The 19,004-nt window shown below is 70.6% G+C and carries 22 protein-coding genes; 12 read left to right on the forward strand and 10 right to left on the reverse strand.

Features of this window, described 5'->3' with window-relative positions:
- From cydC to FVP77_RS01245, 4 genes are read right to left on the reverse strand one after another with little or no spacing between them, the layout of a single operon-like run.
- Entirely contained in the window at positions 1-1,704 is a 1,704-nt protein-coding gene (gene cydC / locus FVP77_RS01230; RefSeq protein WP_147892887.1) for a thiol reductant ABC exporter subunit CydC, read from the reverse strand.
- On the reverse strand, positions 1,701-3,389 hold the full coding sequence (gene cydD / locus FVP77_RS01235; protein ID WP_425463119.1) for a thiol reductant ABC exporter subunit CydD: 1,689 nt from the start codon (positions 3,387-3,389) through the stop codon (positions 1,701-1,703). Before cydD ends, cydC begins: the two co-directional genes overlap by 4 nt.
- Positions 3,390-3,427: 38 nt before the next feature.
- Positions 3,428-4,441, reverse strand: coding sequence for a cytochrome d ubiquinol oxidase subunit II (gene cydB, locus FVP77_RS01240; protein ID WP_147892889.1), 1,014 nt, complete (start codon positions 4,439-4,441; stop codon positions 3,428-3,430).
- 8 nt (positions 4,442-4,449) lie between these two features.
- On the reverse strand, positions 4,450-5,871 hold the full coding sequence (locus FVP77_RS01245) for a cytochrome ubiquinol oxidase subunit I (RefSeq protein ID WP_147892890.1): 1,422 nt from the start codon (positions 5,869-5,871) through the stop codon (positions 4,450-4,452).
- Positions 5,872-6,043: 172 nt separating this feature from the next.
- Between FVP77_RS01245 and moaA the strand changes: the two genes are divergently transcribed.
- The 3 genes from moaA (at position 6,044) to FVP77_RS01260 (ending at position 8,089) form a co-directional block, all read left to right on the forward strand.
- Positions 6,044-7,120 carry a GTP 3',8-cyclase MoaA gene (gene moaA, locus FVP77_RS01250; RefSeq protein ID WP_147892891.1) on the forward strand — a complete coding sequence of 359 codons (1,077 nt, stop codon included), beginning with the start codon at positions 6,044-6,046 and terminating at the stop codon, positions 7,118-7,120.
- Positions 7,121-7,174: 54 nt separating this feature from the next.
- Positions 7,175-7,747, forward strand: a complete 573-nt coding sequence (locus tag FVP77_RS01255; RefSeq protein WP_147892892.1) for a PadR family transcriptional regulator — start codon at positions 7,175-7,177, stop codon at positions 7,745-7,747.
- 84 nt (positions 7,748-7,831) lie between these two features.
- The gene (locus tag FVP77_RS01260) at positions 7,832-8,089 is read left to right on the forward strand and encodes a hypothetical protein (protein ID WP_147892893.1); all 258 of its coding nucleotides are present in this window, start codon (positions 7,832-7,834) and stop codon (positions 8,087-8,089) included.
- 21 nt (positions 8,090-8,110) lie between these two features.
- Here FVP77_RS01260 and FVP77_RS16980 read toward each other — a convergent pair whose 3' ends face one another.
- From FVP77_RS16980 to FVP77_RS01275, 3 genes are read right to left on the reverse strand one after another with little or no spacing between them, the layout of a single operon-like run.
- The gene (locus FVP77_RS16980; RefSeq protein WP_246133924.1) at positions 8,111-8,446 is read right to left on the reverse strand and encodes a heavy-metal-associated domain-containing protein; all 336 of its coding nucleotides are present in this window, start codon (positions 8,444-8,446) and stop codon (positions 8,111-8,113) included.
- Between the two features lie 31 nt (positions 8,447-8,477).
- Positions 8,478-8,759 (reverse strand): metal-sensitive transcriptional regulator, encoded by a 282-nt coding sequence (locus tag FVP77_RS01270; protein ID WP_121149970.1) that lies wholly within the window; start codon positions 8,757-8,759, stop codon positions 8,478-8,480.
- A gap of 37 nt (positions 8,760-8,796) precedes the next feature.
- Positions 8,797-9,150, reverse strand: coding sequence for a hypothetical protein (locus FVP77_RS01275; RefSeq protein WP_147892894.1), 354 nt, complete (start codon positions 9,148-9,150; stop codon positions 8,797-8,799).
- Positions 9,151-9,301: 151 nt separating this feature from the next.
- On the opposite strand from FVP77_RS01275, the gene FVP77_RS01280 reads away from it, so the two are divergent.
- The 4 genes from FVP77_RS01280 to FVP77_RS01295 are packed head-to-tail and all read left to right on the forward strand — an operon-like array spanning position 9,302 to position 11,832.
- Positions 9,302-9,802, forward strand: coding sequence for a MarR family winged helix-turn-helix transcriptional regulator (locus FVP77_RS01280; protein ID WP_147892895.1), 501 nt, complete (start codon positions 9,302-9,304; stop codon positions 9,800-9,802).
- Between the two features lie 20 nt (positions 9,803-9,822).
- A complete protein-coding gene (locus FVP77_RS01285) occupies positions 9,823-10,770 on the forward strand; it encodes a Gfo/Idh/MocA family protein (protein WP_147892896.1) in 948 nt (315 codons plus the stop codon).
- A 6-nt stretch (positions 10,771-10,776) separates the two neighbouring features.
- A complete protein-coding gene (locus FVP77_RS01290; protein WP_246133925.1) occupies positions 10,777-11,127 on the forward strand; it encodes a hypothetical protein in 351 nt (116 codons plus the stop codon).
- A 21-nt stretch (positions 11,128-11,148) separates the two neighbouring features.
- Positions 11,149-11,832 carry a DUF1345 domain-containing protein gene (locus tag FVP77_RS01295; RefSeq protein WP_187266768.1) on the forward strand — a complete coding sequence of 228 codons (684 nt, stop codon included), beginning with the start codon at positions 11,149-11,151 and terminating at the stop codon, positions 11,830-11,832.
- A 6-nt stretch (positions 11,833-11,838) separates the two neighbouring features.
- Here the strand turns inward: FVP77_RS01295 and FVP77_RS01300 are convergent, their stop codons facing one another.
- Complete coding sequence (locus FVP77_RS01300; RefSeq protein WP_147892898.1) at positions 11,839-12,573, reverse strand: YidC/Oxa1 family membrane protein insertase; 735 nt, start codon at positions 12,571-12,573, stop codon at positions 11,839-11,841.
- A 99-nt stretch (positions 12,574-12,672) separates the two neighbouring features.
- Entirely contained in the window at positions 12,673-12,951 is a 279-nt protein-coding gene (locus tag FVP77_RS01305; RefSeq protein WP_147892899.1) for a DUF6412 domain-containing protein, read from the reverse strand.
- Between the two features lie 119 nt (positions 12,952-13,070).
- Between FVP77_RS01305 and FVP77_RS01310 the strand changes: the two genes are divergently transcribed.
- Complete coding sequence (locus FVP77_RS01310) at positions 13,071-13,301, forward strand: DUF3072 domain-containing protein (protein WP_147892900.1); 231 nt, start codon at positions 13,071-13,073, stop codon at positions 13,299-13,301.
- Positions 13,302-13,337: 36 nt separating this feature from the next.
- Here FVP77_RS01310 and FVP77_RS01315 read toward each other — a convergent pair whose 3' ends face one another.
- Positions 13,338-14,111: a hypothetical protein gene (locus FVP77_RS01315; protein ID WP_147892901.1), complete on the reverse strand. Its 774-nt coding sequence runs from the start codon at positions 14,109-14,111 to the stop codon at positions 13,338-13,340.
- A gap of 59 nt (positions 14,112-14,170) precedes the next feature.
- Here FVP77_RS01315 and FVP77_RS01320 point away from each other — a divergent pair, with 59 nt between their 5' ends.
- The 4 genes from FVP77_RS01320 to FVP77_RS01335 all read left to right on the forward strand — a co-directional run bounded on the left by FVP77_RS01320 (position 14,171) and on the right by FVP77_RS01335 (position 19,000).
- Positions 14,171-16,735, forward strand: coding sequence for a DEAD/DEAH box helicase (locus FVP77_RS01320; RefSeq protein WP_147892902.1), 2,565 nt, complete (start codon positions 14,171-14,173; stop codon positions 16,733-16,735).
- Between the two features lie 102 nt (positions 16,736-16,837).
- Positions 16,838-17,887, forward strand: coding sequence for a phosphogluconate dehydrogenase (NAD(+)-dependent, decarboxylating) (gnd, locus tag FVP77_RS01325; protein ID WP_246133926.1), 1,050 nt, complete (start codon positions 16,838-16,840; stop codon positions 17,885-17,887).
- The gene (locus FVP77_RS01330; RefSeq protein ID WP_147892904.1) at positions 17,884-18,186 is read left to right on the forward strand and encodes a putative quinol monooxygenase; all 303 of its coding nucleotides are present in this window, start codon (positions 17,884-17,886) and stop codon (positions 18,184-18,186) included. The genes gnd and FVP77_RS01330 overlap by 4 nt, the downstream gene beginning before the upstream one ends.
- A 19-nt stretch (positions 18,187-18,205) precedes the next feature.
- Positions 18,206-19,000 (forward strand): hypothetical protein, encoded by a 795-nt coding sequence (locus tag FVP77_RS01335; protein WP_147892905.1) that lies wholly within the window; start codon positions 18,206-18,208, stop codon positions 18,998-19,000.
- Positions 19,001-19,004 lie beyond the last annotated feature (4 nt).

Raw genomic sequence — 19,004 nt, forward strand, 5'->3', positions numbered from 1 at the left:
CTACGCGGCGTGCGGGACGATCCGCCCGTTCTCTATCCGAAGGGTGCGGTCCACGAGTGAGGGGGGCACGTCGACGTGCGAGATGAGCACGACAGCGCGGTCGGCGGGGACCGCGCTGAGGAGGTCGGCGAGCAGGGCGTCGGATGCGGCGGGGTCGACCCCCGCGGTCGGCTCGTCGAGCACCAGCACGGGGAAGTCGTGGAGGAGCGCGCGCGCGAGTGCGATGCGCTGCGCCTGTCCGCCGGAGACGAGGGAGCCGCGCTCGCCGACCGCGACGTCGAGACCGCCGCGGGCGGCCGACCAGTCGGCGAGTCCGACGCGCTCGAGGACGGCCTCGAGCTCGTCGTCGGTCGCGGTGTCGCGGGCGAAGAGCAGGTTCTGCCTCAGCGACTCGTCGAAGAGGAACGGTTGCTGCTCGACCAGCCCGACGGTCAGGCGCAGATCGTCGCCCGAGAGGTCGCGCGCCTCGACGCCCCCGACACGGTACGAGCCCGTGTAGTCGAGGAAGCGCACCAGCACGTGCGCGAGCGTCGTCTTGCCCGCCCCGCTCGGCCCGGTCACCATGACGCGCTCGCCCGCCTCGACCCGCAGCGTCACGTCGTCGAGGCGGCCGGGGTCGTCGACGCCGGCTCCGCGACGCGGCCACGAGGCGCCGAGGCCGCGCAGTTCGATCCCGCTCCCGTGGGGGCCGACGAGAGGCGCCGGCCGGCCGGTGGCGGCGGGTTCGTCGTGGGGGAGTCCGGCGGGGACCTCGGCGGGAACGGTGTCGGCGATCCGGACGGCCGCCGAACGCACCTGGCGCCAGGACGCCAGGGCGAGGGGCACGGGCCCGAAGACCTCGAACACGGCCATCGGCAGCAGCACGACGATCGCCAGCGCCGGGCCGGTGAGGGTGCCGTCGACCACGCCCGGGGCAGCCACCGCGAGGGCGAGCAGCGATGCGGCACCGGCGAGCAGCGACACCGCGCCGGCGGTGAGGCCCTGCGCGACACCGCGACGCACCACGGCGCGACGCAGGCGCTCGTCGGCCCGTCGCACGCGGTCGTGCGCCGCATCCATCGCTCCGAAGGCGGTGAGCACGTCGATCGAGGTCAGCAGGTCGAGCAGGGCGTCGGAGACCTCCGACCGCAAGGGCGAGATCGCGCGCTCGGCGCGTCCGCCGGCCGCCCATCCGAGCCACACGGCGAGGGCGAACGCCGCGGCGAGGCTCAGCGCGACCACGAGGGCGGCGCTCCACGAGACGAAGGCGAGGAAGACGACGCTGCCGAGGGCGGCGAGCCCCGCGACGGCGAGCGGCTGCACCACGCGCAGCGGAAGGTTCTGCAGCTCGTCGACGTCGTCGACGAGGTTCGACAGCAGCGCACCGCGGCGCGCACGGCCGAGCCCGTCGGGGGCGAGCGGCACGATCTCGCGCACCAGCCCCGCCCGCACGGTGGCGAGCTGATCGAGCGCGGCGTCGTGCCCGGCGAGCCGTTCGAGATAGCGGAAGACGCCCCGCCCGACGGCGAACGCGCGCACGGCGACGACCGCCGCCGAGAGGTAGAGGAGTGCGGGCTGCTCGGCGGCGCGGGCGATCAGCCACGCGCTCGCCGCGAGCAGCGCGATGGCGCTGACGGCGGTGCCGACACCGGCGAGCACGCCCGGGGCGAAACGGCGGGCCGACGGCTGCGCCGCGCGCAGCACGGCTTTCACGCGCCCGTTCACGAGCGCGCCTCCGGCGGCACGTGTTCCGCGGATGCGGCGGGAAGGGCAGCCGTGAGGGTGACCACGTCGTCGGCGATGCGGCGAGCGGAGGTGCGGTGCGAGACCAGCACGACGGCGGTGCCGTCATCGGCGAGGGAACGCAGCCTCGTCCACAGGGCGGTCTCCGTGTCGGAGTCGAGGGCGCTCGAGGGCTCGTCGAGCACGAGAACGCCGACCCCCTGCGTGCGCCGCAACCGGTAGAGAGCACGGGCGACGGCGACGCGCTGGGCCTGGCCGCCGGACAGACCGCCGCCCTGGGAACCCAGCTCGAGGTCGGGGTCGACGTCGTCCGCCTGGGCGTCGGCGAGGCTCGCGCGGACGACCGCCGCGTCGGGCGCCGGATCGCCGAGCGCGACGTTCTGCCCCACGGAGCCGGCGATGAGACCGGGTCGCTGACCCGCCCAGGCGATCGCTCCCCGTGCGTCGGCTGCGGCGACGCCGTCGATCTCGATCGCGCCGTCGTACTCCGCGAACCCCAGGAGGGCGGCGACGAGACTCGACTTGCCCGCGCCGCTCGGTCCGTCGATCAGCACGACGCGTCCGGGGGCGGCGATGAGATCGACCGGCGGCAGCATCCGTTCCCCTCGTCTGACCCGCAGCCCGCGCACCGCGAGGCTCCGCCCGCCGGCATCGGGGCGGGCGGAGCCTTCCCGAGGCGCCTCCTGCTGCGCGCTGTCGAGCACGTCGAAGATCTCGTCGGTCGCGGCCACTCCCTCGGCGGCCGCGTGGAACTGCACGCCGACCTGGCGCAACGGCAGGTACGCCTCGGGGGCGAGCAGCAGCACGAACAGCCCGACCAGGAGGTCCATCTCGCCCGCGAGCAAGCGGAAGCCGATGGTCACCGCGACGATCGCGACCGAGATGGAGGCGAGGAACTCGAGGGCGAACCCGGAGACGAACGAGACCCGCAGCACCGACATCGTCTCGCGCTTGTAGCGGCGTGTGACGGTCTCGATCGTGTCGGCGGCCCGGTGCTGGCGCCCGAAGGCCTTGAGGGTGCCGAGCCCGTTCACGGTGTCGGCGAAGCGGGCGGCGAGGCGCTGGAGCGTGTCGAACTGGCGCCGTTGCACGGCGCGGGTGGCGAGTCCGATCAGCACCATGAAGATCGGGATGAGGGGGATCGTCAGCACGACGATGAGCGCCGAGAGGGGGTCGGCGAGCAGGATCGCGCCGATGACGATCGGCATCGTGAGGGCGGTCGCGACCAGCTGCGGCAGGTAGCGACCGAAGTACGCGTCGAGCGACTCGAGCCCGTGGCCGGCCACGACGGCGAGCGAGGCGGCGTTGCGCGTTCCGAGCCACCGCGGCCCCAGCCTGCCGACGGCCGTCACGAGCGCGTCGCGCAGCTGCAGCGATGCGCGGGCGGCGCCCATCGCCGACACCCGTTCCGAGGCGACGATGAGCAGCGAGCGCACCACGACGAATGCGGCGGCCGCGCCCACCAGCGGCCAGAGCTCGTCGAGAGGACGACCGGCGATGGCGCCGACGAGGGCCGAGGTCAGCGTCCACGCGAAGCCGACGATCACGCCCGTCTGGGCGAGAACGATCGCAGCCGTCACACCGAGGAACGCCCTCGACGCCGTCGCGTAGCGCACGAGCCGGGGGTCGACCGGGCCGCGCACCCGGTCCGCCCGTTTCTCGCTCACCCGGTCCATCCTTCCACCCGAGCGACCGGGGTCGCGGGTCAGTGGGCGGATGCTGCGGCCGTCTCGATCCGCGCCCGCGTCACCCGCTTGCGGAAGATCCAGTAGGTCCAGGCCTGGTATGCGAGAACCAGGGGGACGAAGATGAGCGCGGCCCAGCTCATGATCGTGAGCGTGTAGTCGGTGCTCGAGGCGTTCTCGATCGTGAGGTTGAACGCGGGGTCGGTCGAGGAGGGCATCACGTTCGGGAACAGCGCGAAGAAGAGCATCGCGACGGCGGCGACGATCGTCACCGCGCCGAAGGCGAATGCGCGCCCCTCGCGGTCGCGGGCGTTCGCGAGCACCGACGCGATGAGGCAGACCGCGGCGACCGCGCCGAGGGCGAGCACGGGCAGCGAGAAGTGCGCGCTCACCGTCCAGAGCACGAAGACCGCTGCCACCGCGACGGCGAGCACTCCGGCCCGTGTCGCCAGGCGGCGCGCCTTCTCGTGCACCGGTCCGTCGGTCTTCAGCGCCACGAACGTCACACCGTGCACGAAGAACAGCAGCAGGGTGGTCGCACCTCCCAGGAGCCCGTACGGGTTGAGGAGTGTCAGCAGCGAGCCGGTGAACTCCATGTCGGCGTCGATCGGCACGCCCTGCACGATGTTCGCGAAGGCGACGCCCCAGAGGAAGGCCGGCACGGCCGAGCCGACGACGATCATGGTGTCGAAGCTGCGCTTCCACCGCAGCCCGTCGCGTTGGTGGCGGTACTCGAACGAGACGCCGCGCGCGATGAGCGCGAGCAGGATCAGCAGCAGCGGCAGGTAGAACCCGCTGAACAGGGTCGCGTACCACTCGGGGAATGCTGCGAACAAGCACGCTCCGGCGACGATCAGCCAGGTCTCGTTGAGGTCCCACACCGGGCCGATGGTGTTGATGATCTGCCGGCGGCCGACGTCGTCCTTCGCCAGGAACGGCAACGACATGCCGACACCGAAGTCGAAGCCGTCGAGCACGAAGTACCCGATGAAGAAGAATCCGATGATCCAGAACCAGAGGAATGCGAGGTCCATGTCAGCTCCTAGTAGACCGTCGTCGGGGTGTTCTCGACGGAGTCGGGTTCACGGGGGGCGTTCGGGTCGGGGAGGGGGTCTGGTCCCTTCTGGGCGTACGTGATGATCAGCCCGACCTCGACCACCGCCAGCACGGCGTAGATCGTCGTGAAGGCCACCAGCGAGATGAGGACGTTCCAGCCCGGCACGCTGGGCGAGACGCCGTCCTCGGTCAGCATCAGACCGAACACGATCCAGGGCTGGCGGCCCATCTCGGTGAAGATCCAGCCGACGAGGCTGCCGATCAGCGGGAGCGGAGCGCTCCACACGAGCACGCGCCACATCCAGGGCTTCATCGTGAAGCGCGACTTCTTGCGCGTCAGCCACAGGCCGGCGACGGAGAGCAGCGCTGCCGCACCGCCCAGGCCCATCATCCAGCGGAACGCCCAGTAGGTCACCCAGATGACGGGCGTGTAGTCGCCGGGGCCGAACTGGGCGGTGTACTGCGCCTGCAGATCGTTGATGCCCTCGACGCAGCCGTCGAACGAGTGCGTCGACAGGAGCGACAGCAGCCACGGCACGCGCAGCGACCACACCTCGGCCGAGCCGTCGGGGGTGCCGAGCGAGAAGATCGAGAACGAGGCGTCGGCCCCGCAGGCGGTGTTGTACATCGCCTCGGCGGCGGCCATCTTCATGGGCTGCGTCTGCACCATGACGAGACTCAGCTGGTCGCCCGAGAGAGCGACCCCGGCGAAGGAGATCACCAGGAACCACATGCCGAATCGCAGCGAGGGCCGCATCATCTCCACGTTGCGACCGCGGGCGAGATGCCAGGCGGAGACCGCGATGACGACGGCGCCGGCGAACATCCACGCCGAGGTGATCGTGTGGGGGAAGGCGGCGAGGGCTACGGGATTCGTCAGCATCGCCCAGAAGTCCACGAGTTCGGCACGCGAACCGTCCGCGGCCATCTCGTAGCCGACCGGGTTCTGCATGAACGCGTTCGCGGCGAGGATGAAGTAGGCCGACAGGGTGGCGCCCAGCACCGCCATCCAGATGCTCGCGAGGTGAGCGAGACGCGGAAGCTTGTCCCACCCGAAGATCCACAACCCGATGAACGTGGCTTCGAGGAAGAAGGCCAGCAGTCCCTCGAAGGCGAGGGGGGCGCCGAAGACGTCGCCGACGAAGCGCGAGTACGCCGACCAGTTCATGCCGAACTGGAACTCCTGCACGATGCCGGTCACCACTCCCATGGCGAAGTTGATGAGGAAGATCTTGCCGAAGAAGCGCGTCAGGTGAAGCCATTTCACGGATCCGGTGCGGTACCAGACCGTCTGGAAGATCGCGACCACGAGTCCCATGCCGAGCGTCAGGGGCACGAAGAGGTAGTGGTAGAGCGTCGTCAGGCCGAACTGCCAGCGAGCGAGAAGCAGAGGGTCGAGCCACTCCACGGTTGCCTCCTAGTGAGCACTCATATGTGGTCTGACCACAGAGTATCGCGCGGGATTCCGCGGCTTGCGGAGTTGTCTCGCCGTCGAGCGATCAGCCCGCCCGGCGTGAGCACGGAGCCCCGTGTCGATTCCGCGGGTAGCCTCGGAAGATGACCCCGCAGGAGCCGCGCTCGTGACCGCCGTACCGGTGGCGCTGCGACGTCGCTCCGACGTCCAGGCGGCGGACGCCGCATCCGGGCCGCTCGTCGACACGCACGGACGCGTGCACCGCGACCTGCGCATCTCGCTCACCGACCGCTGCTCGCTGCGCTGCACGTACTGCATGCCCGAGCAGGGCAACGAGTGGTTGGCCCGCAACAGCATCCTCACCCTCGACGAGATCGTCGAGATCGCGGAGGTCGCCGCGGCCGCCGGCGTGCACACCTTCCGGCTCACGGGCGGTGAGCCGCTGCTGCGCCGCGACATCGTCGAGATCGTGCGGCGCCTCGCCGTGATCGAAGGTCCGGAAGGGCCCGTCGAGATCGCCATGACGACGAACGGCATCCGGCTCCCCGACGTGCTCGACGACCTGGTCGATGCGGGCCTCGCGCGGCTCAACATCAGCATCGACACCATTCAGCGCGAGAAGTTCGCCTCACTCACGCGACGCGATCGTCTCCCCGAGGTGCTCGAGGGGATCGCGGCGGCCGCAGCATCCCCCCTCCGCCCCCTCAAGCTCAACGCGGTGGCGATGCGCGGGGTCAACGACGACGAGATCATCGACCTCGTGCAGTTCGCGGTGGACTCCGGTGCGCAGATGCGGTTCATCGAGCAGATGCCGCTCGACGCCGGCCACACGTGGGACCGCGAACAGATGGTCACGCGCGAAGAGATCGTCGCGACCCTCTCGTCGCGCTGGGACCTCACGCCTGTGCCGGGGCGCGGGGGTGCGCCCGCCGAGAAGTGGGTGCTCGAGGGCGTCGAGAACGGCGGCGGTCCCCATGAGGTCGGCGTGATCGCGTCGGTGACCGCGCCCTTCTGCGGCGACTGCGACCGCCTGCGGCTCACCGCCGACGGCCAGGTGCGCAACTGCCTCTTCTCCATCGCCGAGTACGACCTCGTTCCGGTGCTGCGCGGGGGAGCGCCCGACCGCGCCGCGGCGATCGATGCCGTCCTGCGAGCGAGCGTGCGCGGCAAGCTCCCGGGGCACGCGATCAACGATCCGTCGTTCCTGCAGCCGCCGCGCGGGATGAACGCCATCGGCGGCTGAGTCGGCTTTCGTATACTCGGTACGTACATACCCGATATACCGTTCGGAGGCCGCATGTCGGTGCGTCACGCGCTGCTCGCGATCCTCGATCAGGGGCCCTGCTACGGCTATCAGCTGAGAGCGGAGTACTCGCGCCGCGCCGGGGCCGCGGTGAACGTCGGGCAGATCTACACGACCCTCGAGCGTCTCGAGCGCGACGGCTTCGTCGACCACCGCGGCGCCGACGAACGCGGACACGTCTACTGGGGTATCACCGATGCCGGCCGGGCGCTCGCCGCGCGGTGGGTGGCCGAGCCGGATGAGCCGGGCGGCCGCGGCGAGCTCGCGCGCAAGATCGCCCTTGTCGCGACCTTGCCCGGCATCGACGCGGCCGCGGCGATCGCGGCACAGCGCGACGCCGCGGTGCTGCGCCTGGCCGAGGTCGAGTCGGCACCGAGCGACAGTGGTGCGTCGTCGGACGACGGGGTCTCGTCCGTCATCCTGCGGGCCGCGGAGTCGGCTCACGCGCGTGCCGAGATCGAGTGGCTGGATGCGGCGGCCGCGGCGGTCGCGAAGGATCCGGTCGGACGCACCTTCCCGCTGTCGGTGGAGCGACCCCGGAGAGGGCGTCCGCGCACCGGTACCTAGGCACGGTGGACGGGTAGGACAAAGTCGCGATTTCGTCAAGCCCGACCGCCCCGTGGGCCCCGAGAGGCACAGTGGGATCAGCGGATGGAAGAAGGAGCTGCCATGGTCATGGAAGCGCGGCATATCGACCAGGAAGAGGCTCACGCCCAGTCCGAGGTTCCCTGGAACCGCATCGATCTCGAGCTGTACGAGATCGCCCGCGACGGCGTCGTCGTCGGGTTCATCGAGGTGGCGGGACCGGTGTTCGTCGCCCTCTGCGGCGCCCGGTACGACCGTGCGGTCGAGGTGAGCCAGGAGCTCACGTTCCACGCGGCCGTGGCGGCCGTCCAGCGCTGGCGCTGACCGCGCCGGCCCAGAGAGGCGTCAGACGAGCCGGTATCCGGCTTCGTCGATCGCGGCACGCACTGTGTCGTCGGTGACGGGCGCCGAGGTGCGGATGCGCACGCGCGACGATCCGCCCGCGACGAGGTCGACCTCCACGCCGTCCACGCCGTCGAGGGCGCTGAGCTCTTCGGTCACCGCGCGCACGCAGTGATCGCATGTCATCCCCTCGACGAGGAGTTCGCTCTCATCGCGCGTCGCCGGTTCGGGCGTCGGCGCGGAAGCGACGCCGCAGCTGCCACCGCCGCAGCACGAGCCGGACGGTGCGATCGTCGCCGCATCGCCGATCGAGGTGAGGGAAATCGGCTGGATCGTCACGGGAATCTCCTGTCGGAACGGGACGAGCGTGTCATGAACGGACGAGACGAGCGATTGCCTCGTTTGCTTCGCGGATCTTCTCCTGAGCGACCGGACCGCCCTGAGCCGTCGCCTCCGCCACGCAGTGGCCGAGGTGATCGCTCAGCAGCGACAGCGCCACGGTTTCGAGCGCCTTCGTGGCCGCCGAGACCTGGGTGAGGATGTCGATGCAGTACTTATCGTCTTCGACCATACGCGCGATTCCGCGCACCTGGCCCTCCGCCCGGCGCAGACGCTTCAGCAGGTCGTCTTTGTTGTCCTCGTATCCGTGCACGCCTCGATGATACCCCCGGGAGGTATCGGCGGGGCTCTCAGACCGACGTTCGCAGGTCGGTCGGTCCGTCGTCGTCGAGACCCGCTCCGACCTCGTCCTCGGCGGCGAGATCGCCCTGTCCGTCCTCGCCGAGGGCTGCCTCCACTGGCGAGTCGCCCTGCGTGACCGGCTGGTCGGCGTCGGTGAGGTGGAGGTCGGACGCGGGCACGTCCTCGCGGCGCTCGGGAACCGACTCGTCGTCGACCTCATCGCTGTCGAAGGCCGCGGCGCGCACGGCCGCGTCGTTCATCGTCGGGTCATCCAGGGTGGTGTCGTCCTGCGTCGCGGCGAGGGCTGCGTCGTCGCCCGTGGTCGTGTCGAGGGAGTCGGATTCGTCGAAGGGGATGCTCATGGCGGGTCCTGTCTGTCGTGTTCTTCCACGGTGCCTGTCGTCGCGGCGCGGCGCCCCCGGGTTGACGGCGTCGGCGGGGCGCGTTATCCGGGTCTGCGCAACCCCCGCGCCGACGGGCGTCTCGGACGGTCGGAGGCATTACGGTCGTCGTATGGCTTCCGCGGACCGCGACGACGAGGTGGACCTCCTCATCGACGCCTGGTCGCGTCGGCTCCCCGACGTCGACCTCACCCCTCTCGACGTCATGTCGAGACTGCGGCGCGTCTCGCACCGGCTCACCCGACTGCGGGCCAGCGCCTTCAACGGCGCCGGGCTCGCGAGCTGGGAGTTCGACGTGCTGGCGGCTCTGCGACGCACCGAGCCGCCCCACGAGCTGAGTCCTGCGCAGCTGATCGGCGCGACGATGATCGGCTCGGCGGCCATGTCGAACCGCCTCGACAAGCTCTCCGGCCGAGGTCTCATCCAACGCCGTCCCAATGACATCGACCGTCGTAGCGTGATCGTGCAGTTGACCGACGACGGCGCTGCACGTGTCGACGCGGCGATGAGCGAGCTCGTTCGTCGCGAGGCGATCGAGCTGCGCGAGGTGAGTGTCGCCGACCAGGCGCACCTGGCCCGCATCCTTCGTCAGATGCTCGACACCGAGAACTGACGCCCCGACGAGGAGACCGAATGATCCGGATCGCGACGATCGGTTCCGGCGCCATCGCGACCCTGTTCGCCGAGGCCGTCGCACGCACGGCCGGCATCCGCATCGAGGCGGTGTTCTCGCGCGACATCGCGAAGGCCCATGACATCGCGGAGGGCTGGGGCGCGTCGGCGGCGTATTCCGACCTCGACGAGATGCTCGCGTCGCCCGACGTCGACGCGGTCTACATCGCCAGCCCGAACAGCGTCCACGCCGAGCAGGTGCGGGCGGCTCTGCGAGCCGGACGTCACGTGCTCGTGGAGAAGCCCGCCGTCCTCAGCGCCGATGAATGGGTCGAGCTCGTCGGCGAGGCGGATGCCGCGGGAGTGGTGCTCCTCGAAGCCTTCCGCACCGATTACGATCCCGGCTTCGCCGCCCTCGTCGACCTGCTCCCCGAACTGGGTACGCTCCGTCGGGCGTCGCTGCGCTTCGAGGGTCTGTCGTCGCGTTACGCGAAGGTGCTCGCCGGCGAGCGCGTGAACATCTTCGACCCCGCGATGGGCGGAGGCGCGCTGCTCGACCTGGGCGTCTACGGGCTGCACACGATGGTGACCCTGTTCGGCGCGCCGGATCGGGTCGTGGGCGAGGCCGTGACCATTCCCACGGGAGTGGAGGGGGCAGGCGCGGTCATCGCGGCCTATCCCGGCCTGGTCGTCGACGTCTCGTACTCGAAGATCACCCGCTCGTCGCTCCCGAGCGAGATCCAGGGCGAGCACGCGTCGGTCGAGATCGATCACATCGCCAGCCCCCGTCGCCTCACGGTCACCGGAGCCGACGGCACCCGCACCGTGACGGTCGAGGGCGAGCAGCACGCGCTCGACGGCGAGGTGGCGCGGTTCGTCGAGCTGGTGACCGCCGCAGCATCCGCCACCGCCGATCACGAGCGCACGACCGAGACGCTCCGCATCCTCGACGCCCTGCGCGCCCGGTAGGGCCGCGTGACCGCACCGGCACGGGTACCGCACGACCTCTGCCTCAGCCGTCGCGCCGGGGAGATCTGCACGCGGGAGCGCGGGCACCGCGGTCTGCACCACCGGCGCGGCACCGGGCTCCTGTGGACCGAGCTCGACGCCGACCCGCCGACCTGCCCGGGCGGGGGTCTCGCCGCGACCGCGGCGCCCGCGCTCGCCGACGGTTTTCCCGACGGCCGTGCGCTGTGCCCGGTGTGCACGAGATTCGTCGCCGTGCGTCGCGACGGCACGCTGCCCCGGCACCGCAGCTGGCGCGGGGCCGCGTCGCGGGGCGAAGAGGCGCGACGCCGGGAGTGGTTCAACGCCTTCGGCTGGTGAGCGAGCCATAGAATCGGCCCCGTGAACGCCGACCGTCCGAGCCGCGGGCGCCGCATCGCGGTCGCGGGCTTCGTCATCAGCACGGTGCTGCAGGCCGTGCTGGTCGTGCTGGGTCTCGCGTACATCCTGACCCCGGGCCGCACGACGTCGCTGACGCTGCTGCTCACGTGGTGCGGCATCGGCACGGCGTATGCGATCGGGATACTGCTGGTGCTGCGGACCGCGAGTCGGTCGGCGGAGTCGGACGAGCCGCCCATGCTGCTCGAACTCGGCCTCGTGCCCCGCGCCATCTCGCTCGTCGCGACGATCCTCGTCAGCTTCGTCGGCGTCACGGCCACGGTCCAGCACATCCTCCTCGAGCCCCGCGACGAGGTCGACGTCGCGCTCGACGTCATCGGCATCTGGGCGATGATCCTCGCATGGGTGCTGTTCCACTGGGGGTTCGCACAGCTCTACCTGCAGCTGTACTACCGGGAGACCGATCCGCCGCTGCGCTTCCCCTCGGCGGCGGCTCCCGGCATCCTCGAGTTCGCATACTTCTCGTACACGCTGGCCGTGAGTCTCGCCGTCTCCGACGTGGATGTGCTCGATCGACGGATGCGATGGCGCGTGCTCGTGCACTCGGTGCTGAGCTTCTTCTTCAACGGTCTGATCATCGTCACCGCGCTCGGGGCGATCTCCGAGATCGGCAACGGCGTGCTGTGAGCCCGATCACGTGCGCGGCGCCGGGTAGATGCGGCGCAGCACGAGGCGCTGCCCGAGGGTCCACGTCACCGTGACGACGAGGTAGAGCCCCGCCGCGAGCGGCACGAACGCGGCGACGACGGCGGTGACGAACTGCAGTGCTCCGATGAGTCCTCCGGCAGCGGCGGGCAACGCGACGTCGCCCGCGACGGGGCTCACCCGGAACGCGCGACGGGTGATCTCGCCCACGAGGGCGATGATGACGACGATCGCCGCGCACACCAGAACCCCGGCCGTGTCGCCGCGCGACAGCGAGGCGAGGAGCGTGGAGCCGAGCGGCACGCCGAGCAGCGTCTCGTCGAGGAGCGCGTTCGGGTGGCCGGCGATCGTGGTGTGGAGGAACAGGGTGTAGAGCACGCCGACGACGGGCGCCTGGATGAGCACGGGCAGACACCCGGCGAGCGGCGAGGTGTTCTCGTCGCGGTACAGCTGCATGGTCTCGCGCTGCAGGCGCTCGCGGTCGTTCTTGTGCCGCTTCTGCAGCTCGCGCAGGCGTGGTGCGAGCCGTGCCCGCGTCTGTTCGGCCTTCGCCTGGGCGATACCGGTCGGGATGAGGGCGGCGCGCACGAGCAGGGTCACGAGCACGACGGCGAGGGCGGCGGATGCGGCGGTGAGCGGTGCGAGCGTCGTGCTGAGCAGCATGAGCCCGGCGTAGGCGGCGTCGAGGAGGGCGGCGAGGGGAGGGAAGGCGAAAAGGTCCACGGAGAGGTCCGTTCTTCGAGAGCGATCGATGGCGGGTTCGATCGGCCGCGAAGGGACGCCGGTGCGCCACGACGTCGACGGACGTGCGGGCGCGGCGGTCTACGCGGCCGAGGCCGCGGACTGCGGTGCTCTCGGGCGCGGGTGGCCCGAAGCATCCGGATCGCTCTGTGCGAGCGGGGTGGAGATATCGATCGCGCGCCGCGGATGCGGGGCGCTGACGTCGCCGGAATCGGGCAGGGCGACCGCGACGGCCGCGAGCACGAGGAGGCCGATCGCGGCGACCGCGACGGCGACGCCGATCGCGGCGGGGTCGGGGGTGGCGACGAGGCCCAGCACGGTCGCCAGCAGGTGGAAGGCGGCGACGACGGAGGCGAACATGCGCGCCTCCTTCCGGTTTCGTGGCGACACGATCACGCTAACACCGTGCGGGAGGCTGCGTGGGCTCGGCCCTGTCAAGCCCCGGGGCGGCGTGCGCGGACGGGCCTACCGTCGTACATATGTCTGATACATCGAACACGCTCGGATCGTCGGAGCCCACGGGCGACAGTGCCGAGAAGAACCCCGAGGAATGGGTCACCGGTGACGAACCGATGACCGGCCCGCAGCGGTCGTACCTCGACACCCTCGCGCGGGAGGCCGGCGAGGAGCTCTCGGCCGACCTCACCAAGGCCGAGGCGTCGGAGCACATCGACCGTCTGCAGCAGAAGACGGGCCGCGGCGCGAGCTGACGGGGGTTCGGGCGGGTTCCCTCGAGTAGGCGCGGTCTAATCGGGGGTGCCGTCCATGACGACGACCGACGAGCCCTCGAGCTCGAAGCGCAGGGCGGTCCCGTCGGGGAAGTGGTCTCGAAACTCGGACGGGACTCCGTAGTCGTCCGACACGATGAACTGCACGCTCGATGAGAACGAACCCGCCTCGCAATTCATGCCTCCGACGCTGGACCATCCGTTGGCGACGGTGTCGAGCCCCGCGGTCGGTGTGAGTACCAGGCACCGCCCCGGCGCCTCGCCCCACCCGGGGATGACGATCGGGGTGAGCCCGAAGAAGTCGTCGTACGCCACGCTGGCCACCGTCGAATCGCTGAACCCGCCGAAAGCCTGGCCCAATTCGGTCGACGGGTCCACCCGGAGAGTGGCGATGTTTCGTGGATCGGCCTGCACCTTGCGCACGACGGCTGCGGTGACGGCGGCCGTCACGACGACCGCGACCACCAGGCACGCCGCGGCCACGGTGACCCAGCCGCGTCGCGTCGCCGGCACGAACCGGCGCCACCCCGACGGCCGTTCAGCGATCGCAGACTCGGGTTCGTCCGCGTCCGGCTCTTCACCCTCCCGCTCGGTCTCCGCGGCGACGGTCGTCGGCTCGGCTGTCTCGACCTCGGGGGCGTCGGGCTCGTCGGCGATGAACGCCCGCTCCTCCAACTCGCGCAGTCGATCGAGTGCGGCGGCATCGTCGTGGATGTCGGCGTCCGGCCCGTAGGCCCTCGCACGCAGCATCCGCAGTTCGTCGGCCTGCATCGCGCCCCCGCTGCTCACCATGCTTCGAGCGTACGGGGCGCCCCGATCCCGGCCGAGTCGCGCGCGTGAAAGGGTAGAGCGTGCCTGAATCCCTGCTCGAACGCGTGCCCCGCGGTGCCGACTCGGATGCCGCCTACACCGGCTTCGTCGAATGGGCGACCGATCGCGGCCTCTCGCTGTACCCCGCGCAGGACGAGGCGGTCATCGAGCTGGTCTCGGGCGCGAACGTGGTGCTGTCGACGCCGACGGGTACGGGCAAGTCGCTCGTCGCCATCGCCGCCCACGCCGCGTGCCTCGCGGCCGGTGGGCGCACCTACTACACGGCGCCGATCAAAGCGCTGGTCAGCGAGAAGTTCTTCGCCCTCGTCGACATCTTCGGCGCGGAGAACGTCGGCATGGTCACGGGCGACTCCTCGGTCAACCCCGACGCCCCGATCATCTGCTGCACCGCAGAGATCCTCGCGAACCTCGCGCTGCGGCAGGGGCCCGACGCCGTCGTCGACCAGGTCGTGATGGACGAGTTCCACTACTACGGCGACCCCGATCGCGGATGGGCATGGCAGGTGCCCCTCCTACTGCTGCCGCGCGCGCAGTTTCTGCTGATGTCGGCCACCCTCGGCGACGTCACCGATCTCGCCGCCGATCTCACCCGGCGCACCGGACGCCCGACCGCGCTCGTCACGGGCGTGGAGCGCCCCGTGCCCCTGCACTTCTCGTACGCCCGCACGCCCGTGCACGAGACGGTGCAGGAACTGCTCGACACGCGCCAGGCGCCGGTCTACATCGTCCATTTCTCGCAGGCCGCCGCGATGGAGCGGGCGCAGGCCCTGTCGAGCATCAAGATCATCACGCGCGAGCAGCGCGACGAGATCGCCGAGGAGATCGGCGGCTTCCGCTTCAACACCGCCTTCGGACGCATGCTGTCGCGGTTCGTGCGCGCGGGGATCGGTGTGCACCACGCCGGGATGCTGCCGCGCTACCGCCGGCTCGTGGAGACCCTCGCCCAGCGCGGACTCCTCCGGGTCATCTGCGGCACCGACACGCTCGGGGTCGGGATCAACGTGCCGATCCGCACGGTGCTGATCACCGCGCTGACGAAGTACGACGGCCAGAAGATGAGGCAGCTGAGCGCCCGCGAGTTCCACCAGATCGCCGGTCGCGCCGGTCGCGCGGGATACGACACGGCCGGGACCGTGGTGGTCATGGCGCCCGACCACGAGATCGAGAACGCGGCGCAGATCATCAGGGCGGGCGACGACCTAAAGAAGCAGAAGAAGATCGTGCGCAAGAAGGCGCCGCAGGGGTTCGTCAACTGGACAGAGCAGAGCTACGACCGCCTGGTCGCCGCCGAGCCCGAGCCGCTGGTCGCCCAGATGCAGCTCACGGCCGCGATGCTCATCAACGTCATCGCCCGCGGCGGCGACGTCTTCGCGAACGTTCGCTCGCTCGTCTTCGACAATCACGAGCCACGATCGAGGAAGTACGAGCTCGCCCGTCGGGCCATCGACATCTTCCGCACGCTCCGCGCCGCGGGCGTCGTCGAGGTGGTCGACGGCAGCATCCGCCTCACCGTCGATCTGCAGCCGAACTTCGCCCTGAACCAGCCCCTCTCGCCCTTCGCGCTCGCCGCGATCGAGCTGCTGGACCCCGCAGACCCCCGCGATGTCCCGAACGCGCCGGAAAAGGATGCGGCATTCCCGGCGCAATCGGGACACGGCGGCGTCGGCACCGGGCACTACGCCCTCGACGTGGTGAGCATCATCGAGGCGACCCTCGACGATCCGCGCCCGGTGCTCTCCCAGCAGCAGTTCCTCGCCCGCGGAGAGGCGGTCGCGCAGATGAAGCGCGACGGCATCGAGTACGACGAGCGCATGGAGGCCCTCGAGCAGGTGACATGGCCGAAGCCGCTGGAAGAGCTGCTCGCGCAGTCGTTCGAGGTGTTCGCGACCAGTCAGCCCTGGATCCGCGATTTCGAGCTCTCGCCGAAATCGGTGGTGCGCGACATGTTCGAACGGGCGCTCTCGTTCGGCGAACTCATCTCGGTGTACCAGCTCGCCCGCAGCGAGGGACTCGTGCTGCGCTACCTCAGCGACGCCTATCGCGCGATCCGGCAGACGGTGCCGTCGGAGGCGCAGACGCCCGACCTCCTCGATCTCATCGCCTGGCTCGGCGAGCTCGTGCGGCAGGTGGACTCCAGCCTCGTCGACGAATGGGAGGCGATGACGAACCCGCAGGACCTCGATCCCGCCGCTCCCGTCGTTCCGCCGGCTCCGCCGTCGGTGCTGACGAACCGGCGTGCGTTCAACGTGCTGGTTCGCAACGAGCTCTTCCGTCGCGTGCAGCTCGCGGCGCTGCAGCGCGACGACGAACTCGAGACGCTCGACCCGGAGGTCGACTGGCCCGGCGTGCTCGACCGTTACTTCGCGGAGCACGACGAGATCCTCACCGGGGGCGCGGCGAGATCGTCGGCGCTCGTGAGCATCGACGAGGCGGATGCTGCCGCAACCGGCGTCTGGAAGGTCGAGCAGACCATCGACGACCCGGCGGGCGATCACGACTGGCGCATTCGCGGCGAGATCGACCTCGCCGCGTCCGAGGAGGCCGGCACCGCGGTGCTGCGCATCACCGAGGTGCTGCGGCTCTGACGGTCAAGCTCCGCCCCACCGGCGTCGTGCGTCCCTAGACTCGCGATGTAGGGGCGAGACCGCCGTGGTCTCGGTCGCGGGGAGAGGGAGTTCGATATGCAGATGGCCATGGTGGGTCTCGGACGCATGGGCGGCAACATCGTCCGACGGCTGATGAACGACGGGCACGACGCCGTCGTCTACGACGTGAACCCCGACACGGTGACGGCGCTCGCCGAGGAGGGCGCGACCGGTGCGTCGTCGTACGCCGACCTGGCGGCGAAGCTGCAGGCCCCGCGCGTCGTGTGGCTCATGATCCCCGCCGGCCTCACCGGGCAGGTCGTCGACCAGATCGCCGAGGTGCTCGAGCCCGGCGACATCATCATCGACGGCGGCAACTCGAACTACAGAGACGACGTTCGTCGCGCAGCCGCTCTCACCGACAAGGGCATCCGGTACGTCGACGTGGGAACGAGCGGCGGTGTCTTCGGCCTCGAGCGCGGGTACTGCCTCATGGTGGGCGGGCCCGACGACGCCGTCGCCACGATCGAGCCCATCCTCCGCACGATCGCCCCCGGCGTCGGCGACATCGAACGCACCCCCGGCCGCACGGGAGAGATCGCACCCGAGGAGCAGGGCTGGCTGCACTGCGGGCCGTCGGGCGCCGGGCACTTCGTGAAGATGGTGCACAACGGCATCGAGTACGGCATCATGGCCGCGCTCGCCGAGGGCCTCAACATCCTCCACAACGCCGATGCGGGCAAGCGCGAGGCCGAGCATTCGGCCGAGATCGCGCCGCTCGAAGAGCCCGAGTTCTACCAGTTCACGATCGACACCCCGAAGGTCGCCGAGCTGTGGCGTCGTGGGTCGGTCATCTCGTCGTGGCTGCTCGATCTCACCGCGGCCGCGCTGGAGCAGAACCCCACCCTCGACGGTCTCGCGGGCCGCGTCTCCGACTCGGGCGAGGGCCGGTGGACCGTGAAGGCCGCGGTCGACACCGGCGTTCCTGCTCCCGTGCTCGCCGCATCGCTGTTCGAGCGTTTCGCCTCGCGCGGCGAGGACCACTACGCGAACCAGATCCTCTCGGCGATGCGTCTGCAGTTCGGCGGGCACCAGGAGCTCCCCGCCGGCGACGTGTTCGAGGCGGGCGCACGCAAGGCCGATCAGGGATGACGTTCGTCAACGCGGGCACCCTCGGCGCCGAGCCGGGCAAGCGCGACGAGCTCGTCGCGCACCTGACACGGCGCAGTCCCGCGCTCGCCGACGTCGGATGCCTCGCCTATGAGGTGGGCGTCAACGACGACGAGCCCGACACGGTGTTCGTCGTCGAGATCTGGACGGATGCTGCGGCGCACCGCGCCTCGCTGGAGCTGCCCGACGTGCAGGCCTCGATCGCCGCGGCCCGGCCGTTGCTGTCGGGGGAGTTCGGCGGGTTCCGGTTCGACGCGGTCGGGTCGCCCCTGCGCGACTGACCGAGGTGGACGAGGGATCATGGACGATCGGACGAACGCGGAGCTGACGTCGCTGCGCGCGCGGGCGTATGGTCCGGGTGCCGGTCTCGTCGACGATCGCGAGGCGCTCGACCGGTTGGCCGAGCTGGAGGAGCTCTCGCTCGCCGAGCGGGCACCCACGCCGCCCCGAAGCGAGGAGACGTCCGCGCCCGACGCGGCGGGGGAACCCGTGCGTGGCACCGATCCGGAGGTGTCGATCGACGGCGTTCTCCTCGGCGTCGACGCGGAGGAGGACCCGCCCGAGCCTCGGGCGCCCCTCATCTGGTGGACGCGTCGGCGGATCGCTGCCGTCGGGGCCTTCGGGCTGATCGCTGTCATCGTCGCGGTCGCGGCCATCTCGGCGGCCTTCACGTACCGGCTCCAGGCCGACCCCCGCGAGATCGCGGTGCTGCAGATCGACCCGGGCGTCGAGTGGCCGGAGATGATGGGGAACCGTCCGGAGGGGAGCGAGATCTTCGAGGAGTTCTACGGCCTCCGCGCGCTGGTACAGACCCAGACGCCGGGGTTCTCCGCCGTCGACGCGTGCATTTCGGTCATCAGAGCATCGGTGGTCACGGGGAGGAGCTCCTACAGCAACTTCTACCTGGGTTCGTGCGGGGTGGGGGAGTTCCCCGCGACGGTCTCGATGGTCGTGAACGCCGTGGCCCCCGATGAGCTCAAGGAACGCTTCCCGGTCGGGACGTCGCTGCAGTTCACGCTGCGTGGCGACGAGGTGGTGGTGCTGAGCGCCCCGCCCGCGCCCGACTCCGTCGACGAGGCCGTCGACGAGGGCTGAGTCC

The organism is Microbacterium hatanonis (assembly GCF_008017415.1).
Taxonomy (GTDB): Bacteria; Actinomycetota; Actinomycetes; order Actinomycetales; family Microbacteriaceae; genus Microbacterium; species Microbacterium hatanonis.